Below are 13,814 nucleotides of genomic sequence, written 5' to 3'. Positions count from 1 at the left end.
ACTACGAAGCTACCTGCAAGTCGAGCGGATGAGAGTAGCTTGCTACTCGCGTCAGCGGCGGACGGGTGAGTAATACCTAGGAATCTGCCTGATAGTGGGGGACAACGTTTCGAAAGGAACGCTAATACCGCATACGTCCTACGGGAGAAAGCAGGGGACCTTCGGGCCTTGCGCTATCAGATGAGCCTAGGTCGGATTAGCTAGTTGGTGAGGTAATGGCTCACCAAGGCGACGATCCGTAACTGGTCTGAGAGGATGATCAGTCACACTGGAACTGAGACACGGTCCAGACTCCTACGGGAGGCAGCAGTGGGGAATATTGGACAATGGGCGAAAGCCTGATCCAGCCATGCCGCGTGTGTGAAGAAGGTCTTCGGATTGTAAAGCACTTTAAGTTGGGAGGAAGGGCAGTAAGCGAATACCTTGCTGTTTTGACGTTACCGACAGAATAAGCACCGGCTAACTCTGTGCCAGCAGCCGCGGTAATACAGAGGGTGCAAGCGTTAATCGGAATTACTGGGCGTAAAGCGCGCGTAGGTGGTTTGTTAAGTTGAATGTGAAATCCCCGGGCTCAACCTGGGAACTGCATCCAAAACTGGCAAGCTAGAGTAGGGCAGAGGGTGGTGGAATTTCCTGTGTAGCGGTGAAATGCGTAGATATAGGAAGGAACACCAGTGGCGAAGGCGACCACCTGGGCTCATACTGACACTGAGGTGCGAAAGCGTGGGGAGCAAACAGGATTAGATACCCTGGTAGTCCACGCCGTAAACGATGTCAACTAGCCGTTGGAATCCTTGAGATTTTAGTGGCGCAGCTAACGCATTAAGTTGACCGCCTGGGGAGTACGGCCGCAAGGTTAAAACTCAAATGAATTGACGGGGGCCCGCACAAGCGGTGGAGCATGTGGTTTAATTCGAAGCAACGCGAAGAACCTTACCAGGCCTTGACATCCAATGAACTTTCCAGAGATGGATTGGTGCCTTCGGGAACATTGAGACAGGTGCTGCATGGCTGTCGTCAGCTCGTGTCGTGAGATGTTGGGTTAAGTCCCGTAACGAGCGCAACCCTTGTCCTTAGTTACCAGCACGTGATGGTGGGCACTCTAAGGAGACTGCCGGTGACAAACCGGAGGAAGGTGGGGATGACGTCAAGTCATCATGGCCCTTACGGCCTGGGCTACACACGTGCTACAATGGTCGGTACAGAGGGTTGCCAAGCCGCGAGGTGGAGCTAATCTCACAAAACCGATCGTAGTCCGGATCGCAGTCTGCAACTCGACTGCGTGAAGTCGGAATCGCTAGTAATCGCGAATCAGAATGTCGCGGTGAATACGTTCCCGGGCCTTGTACACACCGCCCGTCACACCATGGGAGTGGGTTGCACCAGAAGTAGCTAGTCTAACCTTCGGGAGGACGGTACCACGGTGATCATCTCCTCGACCCCGCTCACGCGCTGGGCGTTGTATTCCTGCACCAGGCCGATGGGGTCGGGCAGGACGATGGCCAGCATGCCTTGCGGCAGTTGCTCACGCTGGATCAGCGTGCGCACCTGGCCGCGCAGTGCTTTGAGCCGGTGATTACGGCTGTGGAAACCGTGCACGCTGACAAAGTCGCCGGCGGTCGGTGCGGCGTATTCCAGCACCAGGCGGTCGACCTGCAGGGCGTGCTCGGTCATGGCCAGGCCGACGCTGGCGGGGTCGTTGCGGGCCGCGCTCAGGTCCAGCGGGTGAAATCTGGCATCCAGAACCGTGCCGCCTTGGGCGATGGCGCGCTGGTAGCGGTTGAGTACGTCTGCTGGCCAGGCGTCGTTGGCAAAGGCCAGCCAGGCCGTGCGGTGCCGGGCGGTGTCGATGTTGATGAAGGAGGCGGTGACGTCGTGGTCCTGCTTGATGCACGCCTGGCTCAGGGAAGCCGGCATTGCCAAGGGCATCTGGAACGGACTGAACTGGCGCAGCGCACCTTCCGGGGTGACCTGATAGGCCTGCCACTCCTGCTTGTCGAGCAGCACGTAGAGGAAGCCGTGGCGGAGGGTGCGCGGCTGGTCGGGGCGCATGGGGATCGACTCAAGGTCGCTGGTATAGGAATGCCGCTGCTTTTGGGTCGCCCCCGGCGAAGGCGCATACGCGGCGCGCAACGGCAGGATCGGCAGGCCGGTGCGCTCGCAGGCGTTGCAGCGGCCGGGTGGGTTGGGGCCGCCTTCGCGCATGGCGATGCTGACGTATTGACCGGTGTTCATGTATAGCTTCCTGCTGATGGCAAGGCCGCACTGATGCGCATCCAGTCGGCGTCGTTGTAGGTCTCGAAGCGGCTATGCAGGGCTTCAGTGCCGGCGATGGCCCGGGATATATCGCGCTGAATATCCGGGTGCTGCGGTAGCAATGGATGGATCAAGACCCGATACAGGCAGAGGGCGATAACGTCATTGTTGTCGCGCAGGCCGTGCCGGTAAGCGTCACGAATAAGTCGGAAGGCATGAACGGCCGCTTGGGGTGGCAGGCCGGTGTCGCCTTTCCAGCGCCAAGGGGCATAGCTCAGTGGCTTTTGCAGAATTAGACGCCACTTGCCTAGCAACTGATTGACCAGAGGCGCTGCCCGCTGAACCTCGTGGACCTGGGCCGGGAGTTTCTCGAAGTCCCTGTCGGCGGCTCCGTGAAAGAGGGCGAAGCTGCCCCAACTGCTCGGGCACAGCCAGGCATGAATAGGCCAGAGTATCCCTTCCAGCGGGTGACCCAGCGTTGCGGCCAGGAGCTCCAGGCGCAGAGGCTCGTACCAGGGCACCGTGTTTTCTCCGCCCGCGGGCGCGACGGTGCGACAGTGCGTGGTCAGGTGTTGTGCGACGGTGGCAAGGGGTTGTTCGCTGAGCAGCCAGCCACAGATATAGCGCTTGTTGTACGTCAACTCATCCAGCGCGTAGAGAGCGCTGCGCGTCAGATACTGTGACGAGGGCGTCTCTCCGGGAGCGGCCAGCTGAATCAGCGCCGGACACGCCTCGGGGAGATGGGCCAGGTCCGGCCGCAGGACGCGCTCGACCGCTGACTCGCCAAGGTCGTTGGTCAGGGCGTCAACGCTTAGAGGATATTCGTTATCGTATTCGGCCAAGGGGTCTATCAACAGGTAGATAGAATCATTGGCGGTTCGATATTGCTCGACGAAGGCCACAACCGGGCGGCTTTTCATCGGTTGCGCTCCACACAATCGGCGTCGAGCCCTTCCATTATCTGGCTGACCACCGACAGACTGTTGCCCGCGCCGCCCTTCTGGTGAGTGATCGGCCCCTTGATCTTGATCGCCACGGCGTTCAGCGTGATGCCTGATCCATCAATTCGAATCGTCCCGCCCGGGCCTCTGATGATCAGTTCATCCGAGGCCTGTATCTCGCAGAGCGTGGTCCGATTCCGTATCGCCTGTCCTGCCTGCAACTTGGCATGTCCTTCAACGGTCTGTTCCAGGTTTGCGCCGATGCTGACCCAGTGATTGGCGCCAGTTTTGTCACGGCGGTTGTTGTCGACCTCTTCGGTGCGGTCCTTGCCGGTGCGGATACTGTGGTTGCGGCCAATAGTGAGAAATTCGTCCTGATCGATGTCGTGGCGGCGGTCGTGGCCGATCTGGACCTGCTCGTCATGACCTACGGTCTCTTGGCGGTCGTGGCCGATGGTGATGGTTTCGTCGTGTTCGACCTGTTCGCTGCGGTCATGACCAACGAAGGTGGTTTCATCGTGGTTGACGTGGAGGTTCTGATCCTTCTGAGCATGGATATAAATCTCTTCCTGCCCGGCTTCATCCTCGAAACGCAGTTCGTTGAACCCCTTGCCCTTGTGGGTTGCGCTCTTGATGGTCATCCGCGTCTTGTGTTTCGGCAGCTCGTAGGGCGGTAGCTGCAGGCGGTTGTAGGTGCGGCCGATGATCAGTGGCTGGTCGCAGTCGCCGTCCAGATAATGGATGACCACTTCCTGGCCGATGCGCGGAATGGCCATGTGGCCCCAGGTCGTGCCGGCCCAGTTCTGTGCCACGCGGATCCAGCAGGAGCTGTGCTCGTCGTGCTGGCCTTGGCGGTCCCAGGGGAACTGGACTTTCACCCGGCCGAATTCGTCGGTGTAGATCTCCTCGTTCGGCGGGCCGACCACCACGGCGGTCTGCGGGCCGAGGATGCGCGGGCGGGGCAGGGGCTCGGCGCGCCATTCGACGTCGTCTGCCACCAGCTCGGCCTCGTAGTGGTAGCGGGTGCCCTGCTGGGCATCGGCGCTGTCTTCAGCCTGGCTGGTGTGCTGGATACCGTGGTGGACCATGCGCACCGGCCGCCAGCCACGATTGAGGTCTTCTCGGGGATGGCCTTCCAGATAAAAAGAGATTCCTGGCTGCAGGCGCGGGTCGTCGCCCTCGACGCAGGCCATGCGTGCATCGCGGCGATGGCCGCGCAGGCGGTTGGTCAGGATCGGCTTGCCGACCTCGTCGAATTTGTGTCGGCCGGGGTAGTCGTAGCGCTCGTAGCCACGGCCCTGGTGGTCGAGGTCGGAGCCATCCAGGCTGTGTTGGTGGGTGTAATTCGGGTGCTGGAAGGTGTAGTCGCGTTGGGTCTGGCGGGCGGTGCGCACGTTTTCGCTGTAGGCGAAGCGGCGCAGCGCCGGCTGCGGTTGATCGCCGCCGGGCGCCGGATTGTAAAGCACGGGTTCGTCGTCGAGACGACCGTGGATAAACAAGCGGTCGCTGTGGGTCAGCTGATGGCCCTCGGCGCTGTGGCGGAAGGAATAGAAGAAGCCTTCCTCGCGCAGGATCCGTTCGATGAAGTCGTAGTCCGTGTCGCCAGCCTGCACGCAGTACTCACGGGGTTTGCGTTCGAGAGTGACGCGTTGCTCGTAGTCCAGCGTGAGGCCGTGGGGCTTGAGCACGGCGTGGGCGATTTGCGGGGCAGTGAGGGTCTGGAAGATGCGCCAGTCGGACGACAGCTTGAGCCGGGCCAGGCGCGGCTCGACCATGGCTTGGTAGCGGGTGCGCCGCAAGCCGGTGTCGCCCTGCACGAAGGACGACACTGCGCCATGAACAAAGCGCACCGGCGTCTGGCCATGCCAGAGGGTCAGCAACCCGGGGCGATCGAGGACCTGGCCGAAGTCGATGGCGGGGTTGGGGCTGGACAGCTCCAAAGCAAGCAGAAAGGTTTCGGACAAACCTTCCGTAAGAGTGAATTCGACGACATCGAAGGCGTCGGGGGCTTCGCCACCGAGGACGTCAAAGGTGAAGCGCAGATGGGATTGGCTGGGCATGACGAGCTTCCTGCTATTGTTTCCCACCGACCGCGAATCGGTGGACAGTTCAAAGGGGGAGCGTCAGCGCTCAATGGGTTCAGAATTTCAAAGCAAACTGAGCACTGCGATGGCTGTCCTGAAGAGACGCCCGAATCCTGCCGCCATCCCCACGCTCAGGAAATAGGAAATATCCCAAGTCACGGATTGAAATCTCCGGAGCTACTTGGGTATACGCACCGGTCAGTTGAGTGTCAGGGCCGATGCTGCTCATCCCTGTGCCGATTTGGTGTCAGACGCGTGCCTTTTTTTGCGCGACTGCGTCGAATGTCGGCAAATGATCTTTACTCATCGGGCACTCTATCCGGAAACCCCCATGGCCTTTGTCCAAAACAATCTGATCCACCTTATCGCTGCGCTCTGGTTCGCCATCTGTTGGGGCGGCTACACCCGCTACGCCACCTGGAAGGGCAGGGACACCGCGTGCCTGGCCAGTGTGTTGCACCTGTACCGTGAAGACTGGATGCGCCGGATGTTGTTGCGTGACAACCGCATCGCCGACGCCAGCGTGATCGGCAATCTGGAGCGCAACGCGTCATTCTTTGCCTCCAGCACGCTGATTATCCTGGCCGGTATTCTCACGGTGCTCGGCGCCTCCGACCGGGCGTTGTCGCTTCTGGCTGATATTCCGATGGTTCAGCAGGCGTCCCAAGGCATGTCGGAAATCAAGCTGCTGTGCCTGGCAACCGTGTTTGTGTATGCGTTTTTTACTTTCAGTTGGTGCATGCGCCAATACAACTTCGCTGCGGTGCTGGTGGGTTCTGCGCCGATGATCGGTGAGCGGCATGTCAGTGAGATGGAGCGCAAGGCCTTTGCCTCGCGTGCCGCGCGAGTCATTTCGATGGCGGCCAACCAGTTCAACTTTGGCCTGCGTTCTTATTACTTCGGCATGGCGATGCTGGCCTGGTTTATCAGCCCCTGGCTATTCATGTTGGTCAGCAGTGGTGTGGTGCTGGTGTTGTACCGTCGTGAATTTCATTCCGACGTTCTCGATGTCATGGTCTATACCCCTACAGAAGCGCCCCTGCCGGAGGCGAACAAAGAGGCGGCCTGATGAGTACTCCATTCTGGTGTGTGTTCATCAGTGCAGTATTGATTTTTATCGCCCGCGTGCCGGTGACATCGGCAATGAAAGCACAGGGTTACGATAATCATTTGCCACGGCGCCAACAGTTGCAACTTGACGGTTTGGGCGCTCGCGCGGTGGCGGCACATCAGAATAGTTTCGAAGCCTTTATTGTTTTTTCGGTGGGCGTGCTCATGGCCCATGCCACACAAACCCAAGGCTACCTGATCGATACGCTGGCGATCATCTTCGTTATTTGCCGGGTGATTTACTTGCTGCTCTATTGGGCCGATCTGGCCTGGCAACGAAGCCTGGTGTGGTTTATCGGCTTGCTCTGTTCTTTATTGCTGATGCTCAGCCCGACCTTCCGCCAGCTGCTGGCCTGAAACTAAAAAGCCCGAACGCAAGTTCGGGCTTTTCAGGGATGTACCGTGCGGTACAGAACAGCTTATGGCTTTGGCTGTTCGGTCGGCGCGGTCGCAGGGGCAACCGGCACTGCTTCCTTGGCGCTCTCTTGCGCGCGCTTTTGTTCCGCTTCAGCGCTATCTTTGGCAGCTTCGGCGTTTTCTTTCGCAGCTTCGTTCATCTTATCCTGAGCTTCGCCCATTTTTTCCTGGGCTTGCTCGGCATGTTTTTGTGCGTCCTGGGCTTTGTCCTCGCTGGCTTTATCGCAAGCGGCGAGACCCAGGGCGGCGGCCAGCATCAGAGTATAAGCTAAGGTTTTACGCATGAGGTGTTTCTCCTTGTTGAAGATCTAGTGACCTTAAGATCGTCCCTTCACAGATTAAGTTCCTTGTCTGTGAAAGATATATAAGCCTCGGATCCATATCGACTTTTTCTGGCGTTTATGCTGTTGCTCGGCGCCTTTGACCGGAGCTGTTGCGGATGAGTGAAACTCCACTAATGGCCATGGCCAAACGATTTCTTTCAGCCCTTTGCCATTGTCAGCTTCTAAACATGCGCGTGCACCACGCCGATGCCGAGGGCATGACGTTGGTATTGCCTTATTCACCGCGCATTATTGGCAATCCACTGTCCGGCGTTATACACGGTGGCGCGATCACCACCTTGATGGACACCACCTGTGGCATGGCGACCCTCTGTGCATTGCCGGCCTTTGAAGTCTGCCCGACACTGGACCTGCGCATCGACTATATGCAGCCCGGCCAGCCAGACAAGGACGTGTTCGGCTACGCGCAGTGCTACCGGGTCACCCGCGACGTGATCTTCACTCGCGGCTTCGCCTACCAGGATGACCCGCAGCAACCGATTGCGCAGGTGGTGGGTACTTTCATGCGCCTGGGTAAAGGCATCAAGGGCAGCCACGGCTTTGCCGGCAGTATCAGGGGGGAAGGGCAATGATCGACGATGGCCTTCGCGAACAACTGCGCCTGGCGCATCAGAACGGCGACTACGCGCCTTTGCTGGCGCTGATCCCTTATGCCGGGTTGATCGGCATCGAGTGCACCCGTGAGGGCGATGGGCTGTTGTTTCGCCTGCCAGCCAGTCAGGACAACATTGGCAACCCTTTGTTGCCAGCGATTCATGGTGGCGTCATCGCCGGCTTCATGGAGTTGGCCGCAGCACTTCACCTGATGATTTTTACCGGCAGTGGCACGGTGCCGAAGATCATCGATTTTTCCATTGATTACCTCAGGGCCGGGCTGCACCGCGACACCTTTGCCCAATGCCAGCTGTGGCGCCAGGGTCGGCGGGTGACCAACCTTGCGATCACGGCCTGGCAAAGCAGCCCGCAAGAGCCGATTGCCACCGCCCGTGCGCATTTCAAGATCGAAGAAACACCTGCCCCTTGAAATCATCTGCCAAGCCCCCATCTCAAGGTCATCCCGTCGCACGCTAACCAAGCGACCACTGCCATCTGATTGGAGTTTGATGAACATGAGTGCGGAGACTCAAAAAGAAACCCTGGGCTTCCAGACCGAGGTGAAGCAGCTGCTGCACCTGATGATCCATTCGCTGTATTCGAACAAGGAAATTTTCCTTCGCGAGTTGATCTCCAACGCCTCCGATGCCGTTGACAAGCTGCGCTTCGAGGCCCTGGCCAAGCCTGAACTGCTCGAGGGCGGCGCCGAGCTGAAAATTCTCGTCAGCTTCGACAAGGCCGCCAATACCGTCTCCCTCGAGGACAACGGTATCGGCATGAGCCGCGAAGACGTCATTACCCACCTGGGCACCATCGCCAAGTCCGGCACCGCCGACTTCATGAAGAACCTCACCGGTGACCAGAAGAAAGACTCGAACCTGATCGGCCAGTTCGGTGTCGGCTTCTACTCGGCCTTTATCGTTGCCGACAAGGTTGATGTGTTCAGCCGCCGCGCCGGCCAATCTGCTGCTGAAGGCGTACACTGGTCGTCGAAGGGCGAGGGCAATTTTGAAGTCGCCACCCTCGACAAGCCCGAACGCGGTACCCGTATCGTCCTGCACCTGAAAAAGGGCGACGAAGAGTTCGCCGATGGCTGGCGCCTGCGCAACATCATCAAGAAGTACTCCGACCACATTGCCCTGCCGATCGAGTTGCCCAAAGAGCAAGCCGCCGCCGAAGGCGAAGAAGCACCGGCTCTGGAGTGGGAAACCGTCAACCGTGCCAGCGCGCTGTGGACCCGTCCGCGTACCGAGATCAAGGACGAGGAATACCAGGAGTTCTACAAGCATATCGCCCATGACTTCGAGAACCCGCTGAGCTGGAGCCACAACAAGGTCGAAGGCAAGCTGGAGTACAGTTCGATGCTGTACGTTCCGGGTCGTGCACCGTTCGACCTGTACCACCGTGAAGCCCCGCGCGGCCTGAAGCTTTATGTGCAGCGCGTGTTCGTGATGGACCAGGCAGAATCCTTCCTGCCGTTGTACCTGCGCTTCATCAAGGGTGTGGTTGACTCCAACGACCTGTCCCTGAACGTTTCGCGTGAAATCCTGCAGAAAGACCCGATCATCGACTCAATGAAGTCGGCGCTGACCAAGCGCGTATTGGACATGCTGGAAAAGCTGGCGAAGAACGAGCCTGAGCAATACAAGGGCTTCTGGAAGAACTTTGGCCAGGTCATGAAAGAAGGCCCGGCTGAAGATTTCGCCAACAAAGAGAAAATCGCCGGCCTGCTGCGTTTCGCTTCCACCAGCGACGAGAGTGGCGAGCAAAGCGTTGCCCTGGCTGACTACCTGGCTCGCGCCAAGGAAGGCCAGGACAAGATCTACTTCCTCACCGGTGAGTCGTACGCGCAGGTCAAGAACAGCCCGCACCTGGAAGTCTTCCGCAAGAAAGGCATCGAAGTGTTGCTGCTGACCGACCGTATCGACGAGTGGCTGATGAGCTACCTGAGCGATTTCGACGGCAAGGGCTTTGTCGATGTGGCACGAGGTGACCTGGACCTGGGCAAGCTGGACTCCGAAGAGGACAAGAAGGCCCAGGAAGAAGTCGCCAAAGACAAGGAAGGCCTGGTCGAGCGCCTGAAAGCCGCGCTGGGCGACGCTGTCAGCGAAGTGCGCGTATCGCACCGCCTGACCGATTCGCCGGCGATCCTGGCGATCGGCGAGCAGGACCTGGGGCTGCAAATGCGCCAGATTCTCGAAGCCAGCGGGCAGAAGGTGCCGGACTCCAAGCCGATCTTCGAATTCAACCCGAGCCACCCGCTGATCGAGAAACTCGATCACGAGCAGAGCGAAGACCGTTTCGCCGACTTCTCGCATATTCTCTTCGATCAAGCGGCACTGGCCGCCGGTGACAGTTTGAAGGATCCGGCCGCCTACGTGCGCCGCCTGAACAAGTTGCTGGTTGAGTTGTCCGTTTAACTTGTCGCAGAAAAAGCCCGCTTCGGCGGGTTTTTTCATTCTCGCAGGAGCGTGTAATGAGCAATATCACGATCGAGTCGCTGGCCTACCAGATCGATGGCAAGCCTTACGAGAGCCGCCTGGTGTTCGACGCCGATGTTAAGTCGGCCCAGCCCGGGCTGTTGATGGCCCCGAACTGGATGGGCATCAGCGCGGGTGCCGAGCGTATTGCCAAGGCGGTCGCGGCCGAAGGGTATGTGGTCCTGATCGCGGACCTGTACGGTCAGGCGGTTCGTCCCGGCAATGGCGATGAGGCGGGTGCGGCGATGATGCCGTTGAAGAACGACCGGGCTGAGCTGCGCAAGCGCATGCAAGCAGCACTTGAGCAGTTGCAGGGGCAGGGCAAGGCCGCGGTGGATACTGCTCGCCTGGCCAGCTTCGGTTTCTGCTTTGGCGGCTGCTGCTCGCTGGAGCTGGCTCGCACCGGCGCGCCGTTGAAGGCCGCGGTTTCGTTCCATGGCACGCTGGACACCCCGAATCCGGCCGATGCGCACAACATTCAGGGAGCGGTGCTGGTGCTGCATGGCGCTGATGACCCATTGGTGCCCAAGGAGCAACTGCCAGCCTTCGAGGCCGAGATGAACGCCGCGAAGATTGACTGGCAGCTGCTCAGCTATGGCGGCGCGGTGCATTCGTTCACCGACCCGGAGGCCAATATGCCTGGCAAGATGATGTACAACGCCAAGGTGTCTGCGCGGGCGTTCCGCTCGATGCATAACCTGTTGGCGGAAGTGTTCAAGCCTGGGGCCTGACTTCAGACGGCGGCGATCCCATTCGCGGATAAATCCGCTTCCACATAAAGTCACTCAACATCTGAGAAGCGTGCATATGTGGGAGCGGATTTATCCGCGAATGGGGCCGCCACCGCTATCGAGGCAACTCGATCCGCTCCACTTCCCCGGCCACCACCGGCCAATCCCCCGCCGCCCAGCGCTCCCGCGCCCGCTCGATCAACGCCGGGTCGCTGGCCACAAAATTCCAGTTCATCCGCCTCGGCCCATCCAGCGGCGCCCCGCCAAAGATAACCAGATGCGCATCACTGTCCGCTTCAAGGGTCGGCGTCTCGCCTTCGGCCAGCACCACCAGGCTTTGCGAAGGCAGCGCTTCTCCATCCAGCGTCACTTCCCCCTCAAGCACATAGATCGCCCGCTCAGCATGCTCCGCAGGCACCAGTAGGCGGGTTGCCATTTGCATCTTCACCTCGGCATACAGAGTGGGTGACAACACCGGCACCGGGGATTCAAGGCAAAAGCCTGAACCGGCGATCATGCGCAGGCTGACGCCCATCGCCTCGCTGACGGGTAGGCTGCTCGCGGGGTGATGGCTGTAGTGACCAGCGCCCTGTTCATGCTCCTTGGGCGACGCCAGCCACACTTGCAGCCCATGCAAGGTCGAGCCCGATGCCTTGAGCGCTTCAGGCGTGCGCTCGATATGCGCTACCCCCGCGCCGGCAGTCATCCAGCTGACATCACCTGGCAACACCTGCTGATCCGAGCCGAGGCTGTCCTTGTGCTGAATTTGCCCGGCGAACAGGTACGTGAGGGTGGATAGCCCGATATGCGGGTGTTGGCGGATTTCCATGCCGGTGCCGGCGGCATAGGTGGTCTCAAGCATATGGTCGAAAAACACGAATGGCCCGACGCTGCGGCATCTGGCCGAAGGCAGGGGGCGCAGGATGGGCTGGCCTTCGACATCCTCGGCACGCGGCTGGATAACCAGGGGTGAACTCATTGGGGGCTCCTCGCCGATAACGATAGTTGTTGAGGATAACCTGAGGCGCCGCGCCAAGCAGGATTGTCATCAACCTGTCATGCCGGTGTCATAGCCTCGCGCGATCTAACCCCAGGAGCGCAACATGTACCGTAACCGTTTGAGTGCGCTGGCCGCCTTGATGATGATCAGTGGCCTGGCCGGCGCCCAAGTACAGGTCCAAGGGCCGATTGAATATGACCTGTTTGACACGTCCTACAAGGATTTCCAGCCGGGTGAGCGGGTGCTGACGCGCTCCAATCAAACGATTCAGAAAACCGACGTGGTGCCGGCCAAACTGGGCAGCAAGTTCGGAATGCGCTACGAGCTGACCGGCAAGGTGGCCGACGATACGCCACTCACCCTGCTCTATCTGACGCCAGGTGTGCAGACGCCGGACGGCGCGCGTCATGACAAGTTCGTTGTCACTCAGAAGCTGGTGCCGGGTGCGCCACAAGACGTGATGGCCTATGAGTTCACCGAGCCCCATGAGGTGGTGAAAGGGGAGTGGGACTTCATGGTGTTCCAGGGCGACCGGTTACTGGCGCGCCAGCGGTTCACCGTGCAATAGAACAACACGCCACAAACAAAAACGCCCCGAACCAGTCGGGGCGTTTTCATGAGGCGGGGTTAAGTCTTACTTGCCCTGCCAGCGCTTCAGAACCAGGGTGGCATTGGTGCCGCCGAAGCCGAAGCTGTTGCTCATGACGGTGTCGATCTTCGCGTTCTCTTGCGTCTTGAGCAGGATCGGCATGTCGGCAACCGCTGGATCGACTTCGTCGATGTTGGCGGAGCCCGCGATGAAGTTGCCTTCCATCATCAGCATGCAGTAGATCGCTTCGTGAACGCCGGCGGCGCCCAGGGAGTGACCCGACAGGCTCTTGGTGGAGCTGATGGCCGGAGCCTTGTCGCCGAAGACTTCGCGAACGCCCTTGATTTCAGCCACGTCGCCGACCGGAGTCGAAGTGCCGTGGGTGTTCAGGTAGTCGATCGGGGTGTCGACGGTGGACATAGCCATCTGCATGCAGCGGATCGCGCCTTCGCCGCTTGGGGCGACCATGTCATAGCCGTCGGAGGTCGCGCCGTAGCCGACGATCTCCGCGTAGATTTTTGCGCCACGGGCCAGAGCGTGTTCCAGCTCTTCGACCACGACCATGCCGCCACCGCCGGCGATGACGAAACCGTCACGCTTGGCGTCGTAGGCGCGGGAGGCCTTTTCCGGCGTGTCGTTGTACTGGCTTGACAGCGCGCCCATGGCGTCGAACAGGAACGATTGGCTCCAGTGCTCTTCTTCACCGCCACCGGCGAAGACGATGTCTTGCTTGCCCATCTGGATCTGCTCCATCGCGGAGCCGATGCAGTGAGCGCTGGTGGCGCAGGCCGAGGCGATGGAGTAGTTCAGGCCCTTGATCTTGAACGGGGTTGCCAGGCAGGCCGAAACGGTGCTGCTCATGGTACGGGTCACGCGGTACGGGCCGACGCGCTTGACGCCTTTTTCGCGCAGGATGTCCAGCGCTTCCATCTGGTTGAGCGTCGAGGCGCCGCCGGAGCCTGCGATCAGGCCGGTGCGCGGGTTGGACACCTGCTCTTCGGTGAGGCCCGAATCCTTGATCGCGTCCTGCATCGCCAGGTAGGCGTAGGCAGCGGCGTGGCCAACGAAGCGGAAGACCTTGCGGTCGATCAGTTCTTCAAGGTTGAGGTCAATGGAGCCGGAAACCTGGCTGCGCAGACCCATTTCGGCATATTCCGGGTTGAAGCGGATGCCAGGGCGGTTTGCACGCAGGTTAGCGGAGACGGTCTCTTTGTCATTGCCCAGGCACGAAACAATGCCCAGACCAGTGATAACGACGCGGCGCATGC

Annotated in this window: 12 protein-coding genes, 1 rRNA gene and 1 pseudogene; 8 read left to right on the top strand and 6 right to left on the bottom strand. The window is 59.8% G+C overall.

What is annotated here, in order from left to right:
• A 16S ribosomal RNA gene (locus tag GUY40_RS20910) occupies nt 1-1,475 on the top strand; the annotation flags it as partial.
• Nucleotides 1,476-1,488: 13 nt separating this feature from the next.
• Here the strand turns inward: GUY40_RS20910 and GUY40_RS28880 are convergent.
• The 3 genes and pseudogenes from GUY40_RS28880 to GUY40_RS20895 all read right to left on the bottom strand — a co-directional run.
• Nucleotides 1,489-2,205 (bottom strand): annotated as a pseudogene (locus tag GUY40_RS28880) (T6SS effector BTH_I2691 family protein); the annotation flags it as partial.
• Between the two features lie 26 nt (nt 2,206-2,231).
• Nucleotides 2,232-3,176, bottom strand: a complete 945-nt coding sequence (locus GUY40_RS20900) for a DUF4123 domain-containing protein (protein WP_166570813.1) — start codon at nt 3,174-3,176, stop codon at nt 2,232-2,234.
• Nucleotides 3,173-5,257 (bottom strand): type VI secretion system Vgr family protein, encoded by a 2,085-nt coding sequence (locus GUY40_RS20895; protein ID WP_166570812.1) that lies wholly within the window; start codon nt 5,255-5,257, stop codon nt 3,173-3,175. The genes GUY40_RS20900 and GUY40_RS20895 overlap by 4 nt, the downstream gene beginning before the upstream one ends.
• A gap of 355 nt (nt 5,258-5,612) precedes the next feature.
• On the opposite strand from GUY40_RS20895, the gene GUY40_RS20890 reads away from it, so the two are divergent.
• Both GUY40_RS20890 and GUY40_RS20885 read left to right on the top strand, forming a co-directional pair.
• A complete protein-coding gene (locus tag GUY40_RS20890) occupies nt 5,613-6,350 on the top strand; it encodes a DUF599 domain-containing protein (protein ID WP_166570811.1) in 738 nt (245 codons plus the stop codon).
• Nucleotides 6,350-6,748, top strand: a complete 399-nt coding sequence (locus GUY40_RS20885; RefSeq protein WP_166570810.1) for an MAPEG family protein — start codon at nt 6,350-6,352, stop codon at nt 6,746-6,748. Before GUY40_RS20890 ends, GUY40_RS20885 begins: the two co-directional genes overlap by 1 nt.
• 62 nt (nt 6,749-6,810) lie before the next feature.
• On the opposite strand, the gene GUY40_RS20880 is transcribed toward GUY40_RS20885, so the two are convergent.
• The gene (locus tag GUY40_RS20880; RefSeq protein WP_166570809.1) at nt 6,811-7,092 is read right to left on the bottom strand and encodes a hypothetical protein; all 282 of its coding nucleotides are present in this window, start codon (nt 7,090-7,092) and stop codon (nt 6,811-6,813) included.
• A gap of 155 nt (nt 7,093-7,247) precedes the next feature.
• On the opposite strand from GUY40_RS20880, the gene GUY40_RS20875 reads away from it, so the two are divergent.
• From GUY40_RS20875 to GUY40_RS20860, 4 genes are all read left to right on the top strand, one after another.
• Nucleotides 7,248-7,724, top strand: a complete 477-nt coding sequence (locus GUY40_RS20875; RefSeq protein WP_166570808.1) for a PaaI family thioesterase — start codon at nt 7,248-7,250, stop codon at nt 7,722-7,724.
• Nucleotides 7,721-8,176: a PaaI family thioesterase gene (locus GUY40_RS20870; protein ID WP_178117909.1), complete on the top strand. Its 456-nt coding sequence runs from the start codon at nt 7,721-7,723 to the stop codon at nt 8,174-8,176. The genes GUY40_RS20875 and GUY40_RS20870 overlap by 4 nt, the downstream gene beginning before the upstream one ends.
• 85 nt (nt 8,177-8,261) lie before the next feature.
• Nucleotides 8,262-10,166: a molecular chaperone HtpG gene (gene htpG / locus GUY40_RS20865; protein ID WP_166570807.1), complete on the top strand. Its 1,905-nt coding sequence runs from the start codon at nt 8,262-8,264 to the stop codon at nt 10,164-10,166.
• 56 nt (nt 10,167-10,222) lie between these two features.
• Nucleotides 10,223-10,957: a dienelactone hydrolase family protein gene (locus GUY40_RS20860; protein ID WP_166570806.1), complete on the top strand. Its 735-nt coding sequence runs from the start codon at nt 10,223-10,225 to the stop codon at nt 10,955-10,957.
• A gap of 115 nt (nt 10,958-11,072) precedes the next feature.
• Here the strand turns inward: GUY40_RS20860 and GUY40_RS20855 are convergent, their stop codons facing one another.
• Entirely contained in the window at nt 11,073-11,936 is an 864-nt protein-coding gene (locus GUY40_RS20855; protein WP_166570805.1) for a pirin family protein, read from the bottom strand.
• Between the two features lie 124 nt (nt 11,937-12,060).
• Between GUY40_RS20855 and GUY40_RS20850 the strand changes: the two genes are divergently transcribed.
• Nucleotides 12,061-12,525 carry a DUF3859 domain-containing protein gene (locus GUY40_RS20850; protein ID WP_166570804.1) on the top strand — a complete coding sequence of 155 codons (465 nt, stop codon included), beginning with the start codon at nt 12,061-12,063 and terminating at the stop codon, nt 12,523-12,525.
• Between the two features lie 66 nt (nt 12,526-12,591).
• On the opposite strand, the gene fabB is transcribed toward GUY40_RS20850, so the two are convergent.
• A complete protein-coding gene (gene fabB / locus GUY40_RS20845) occupies nt 12,592-13,812 on the bottom strand; it encodes a beta-ketoacyl-ACP synthase I (protein WP_166570803.1) in 1,221 nt (406 codons plus the stop codon).
• Nucleotides 13,813-13,814 lie beyond the last annotated feature (2 nt).

Source organism: Pseudomonas sp. R5(2019), assembly GCF_009905435.1.
GTDB lineage: Bacteria > Pseudomonadota > Gammaproteobacteria > Pseudomonadales > Pseudomonadaceae > Aquipseudomonas.
This window is presented reverse-complemented; position numbering and strand designations above follow the sequence as displayed.

What these genes read in the sequence shown, in the direction of transcription:
- GUY40_RS20895 (WP_166570812.1), bottom strand. Translation starts at nt 5,257, where the DNA reads ATGCCCAGCCAATCCCATCTGCGCTTCACCTTTGACGTCCTCGGTGGC.
- GUY40_RS20870 (WP_178117909.1), top strand. Translation starts at nt 7,721, where the DNA reads ATGATCGACGATGGCCTTCGCGAACAACTGCGCCTGGCGCATCAGAAC.
- htpG (WP_166570807.1), top strand. Translation starts at nt 8,262, where the DNA reads ATGAGTGCGGAGACTCAAAAAGAAACCCTGGGCTTCCAGACCGAGGTG.
- GUY40_RS20890 (WP_166570811.1), top strand. Translation starts at nt 5,613, where the DNA reads ATGGCCTTTGTCCAAAACAATCTGATCCACCTTATCGCTGCGCTCTGG.
- GUY40_RS20860 (WP_166570806.1), top strand. Translation starts at nt 10,223, where the DNA reads ATGAGCAATATCACGATCGAGTCGCTGGCCTACCAGATCGATGGCAAG.
- GUY40_RS20850 (WP_166570804.1), top strand. Translation starts at nt 12,061, where the DNA reads ATGTACCGTAACCGTTTGAGTGCGCTGGCCGCCTTGATGATGATCAGT.
- fabB (WP_166570803.1), bottom strand. Translation starts at nt 13,812, where the DNA reads ATGCGCCGCGTCGTTATCACTGGTCTGGGCATTGTTTCGTGCCTGGGC.
- GUY40_RS20900 (WP_166570813.1), bottom strand. Translation starts at nt 3,176, where the DNA reads ATGAAAAGCCGCCCGGTTGTGGCCTTCGTCGAGCAATATCGAACCGCC.
- GUY40_RS20875 (WP_166570808.1), top strand. Translation starts at nt 7,248, where the DNA reads ATGAGTGAAACTCCACTAATGGCCATGGCCAAACGATTTCTTTCAGCC.
- GUY40_RS20855 (WP_166570805.1), bottom strand. Translation starts at nt 11,936, where the DNA reads ATGAGTTCACCCCTGGTTATCCAGCCGCGTGCCGAGGATGTCGAAGGC.
- GUY40_RS20880 (WP_166570809.1), bottom strand. Translation starts at nt 7,092, where the DNA reads ATGCGTAAAACCTTAGCTTATACTCTGATGCTGGCCGCCGCCCTGGGT.
- GUY40_RS20885 (WP_166570810.1), top strand. Translation starts at nt 6,350, where the DNA reads ATGAGTACTCCATTCTGGTGTGTGTTCATCAGTGCAGTATTGATTTTT.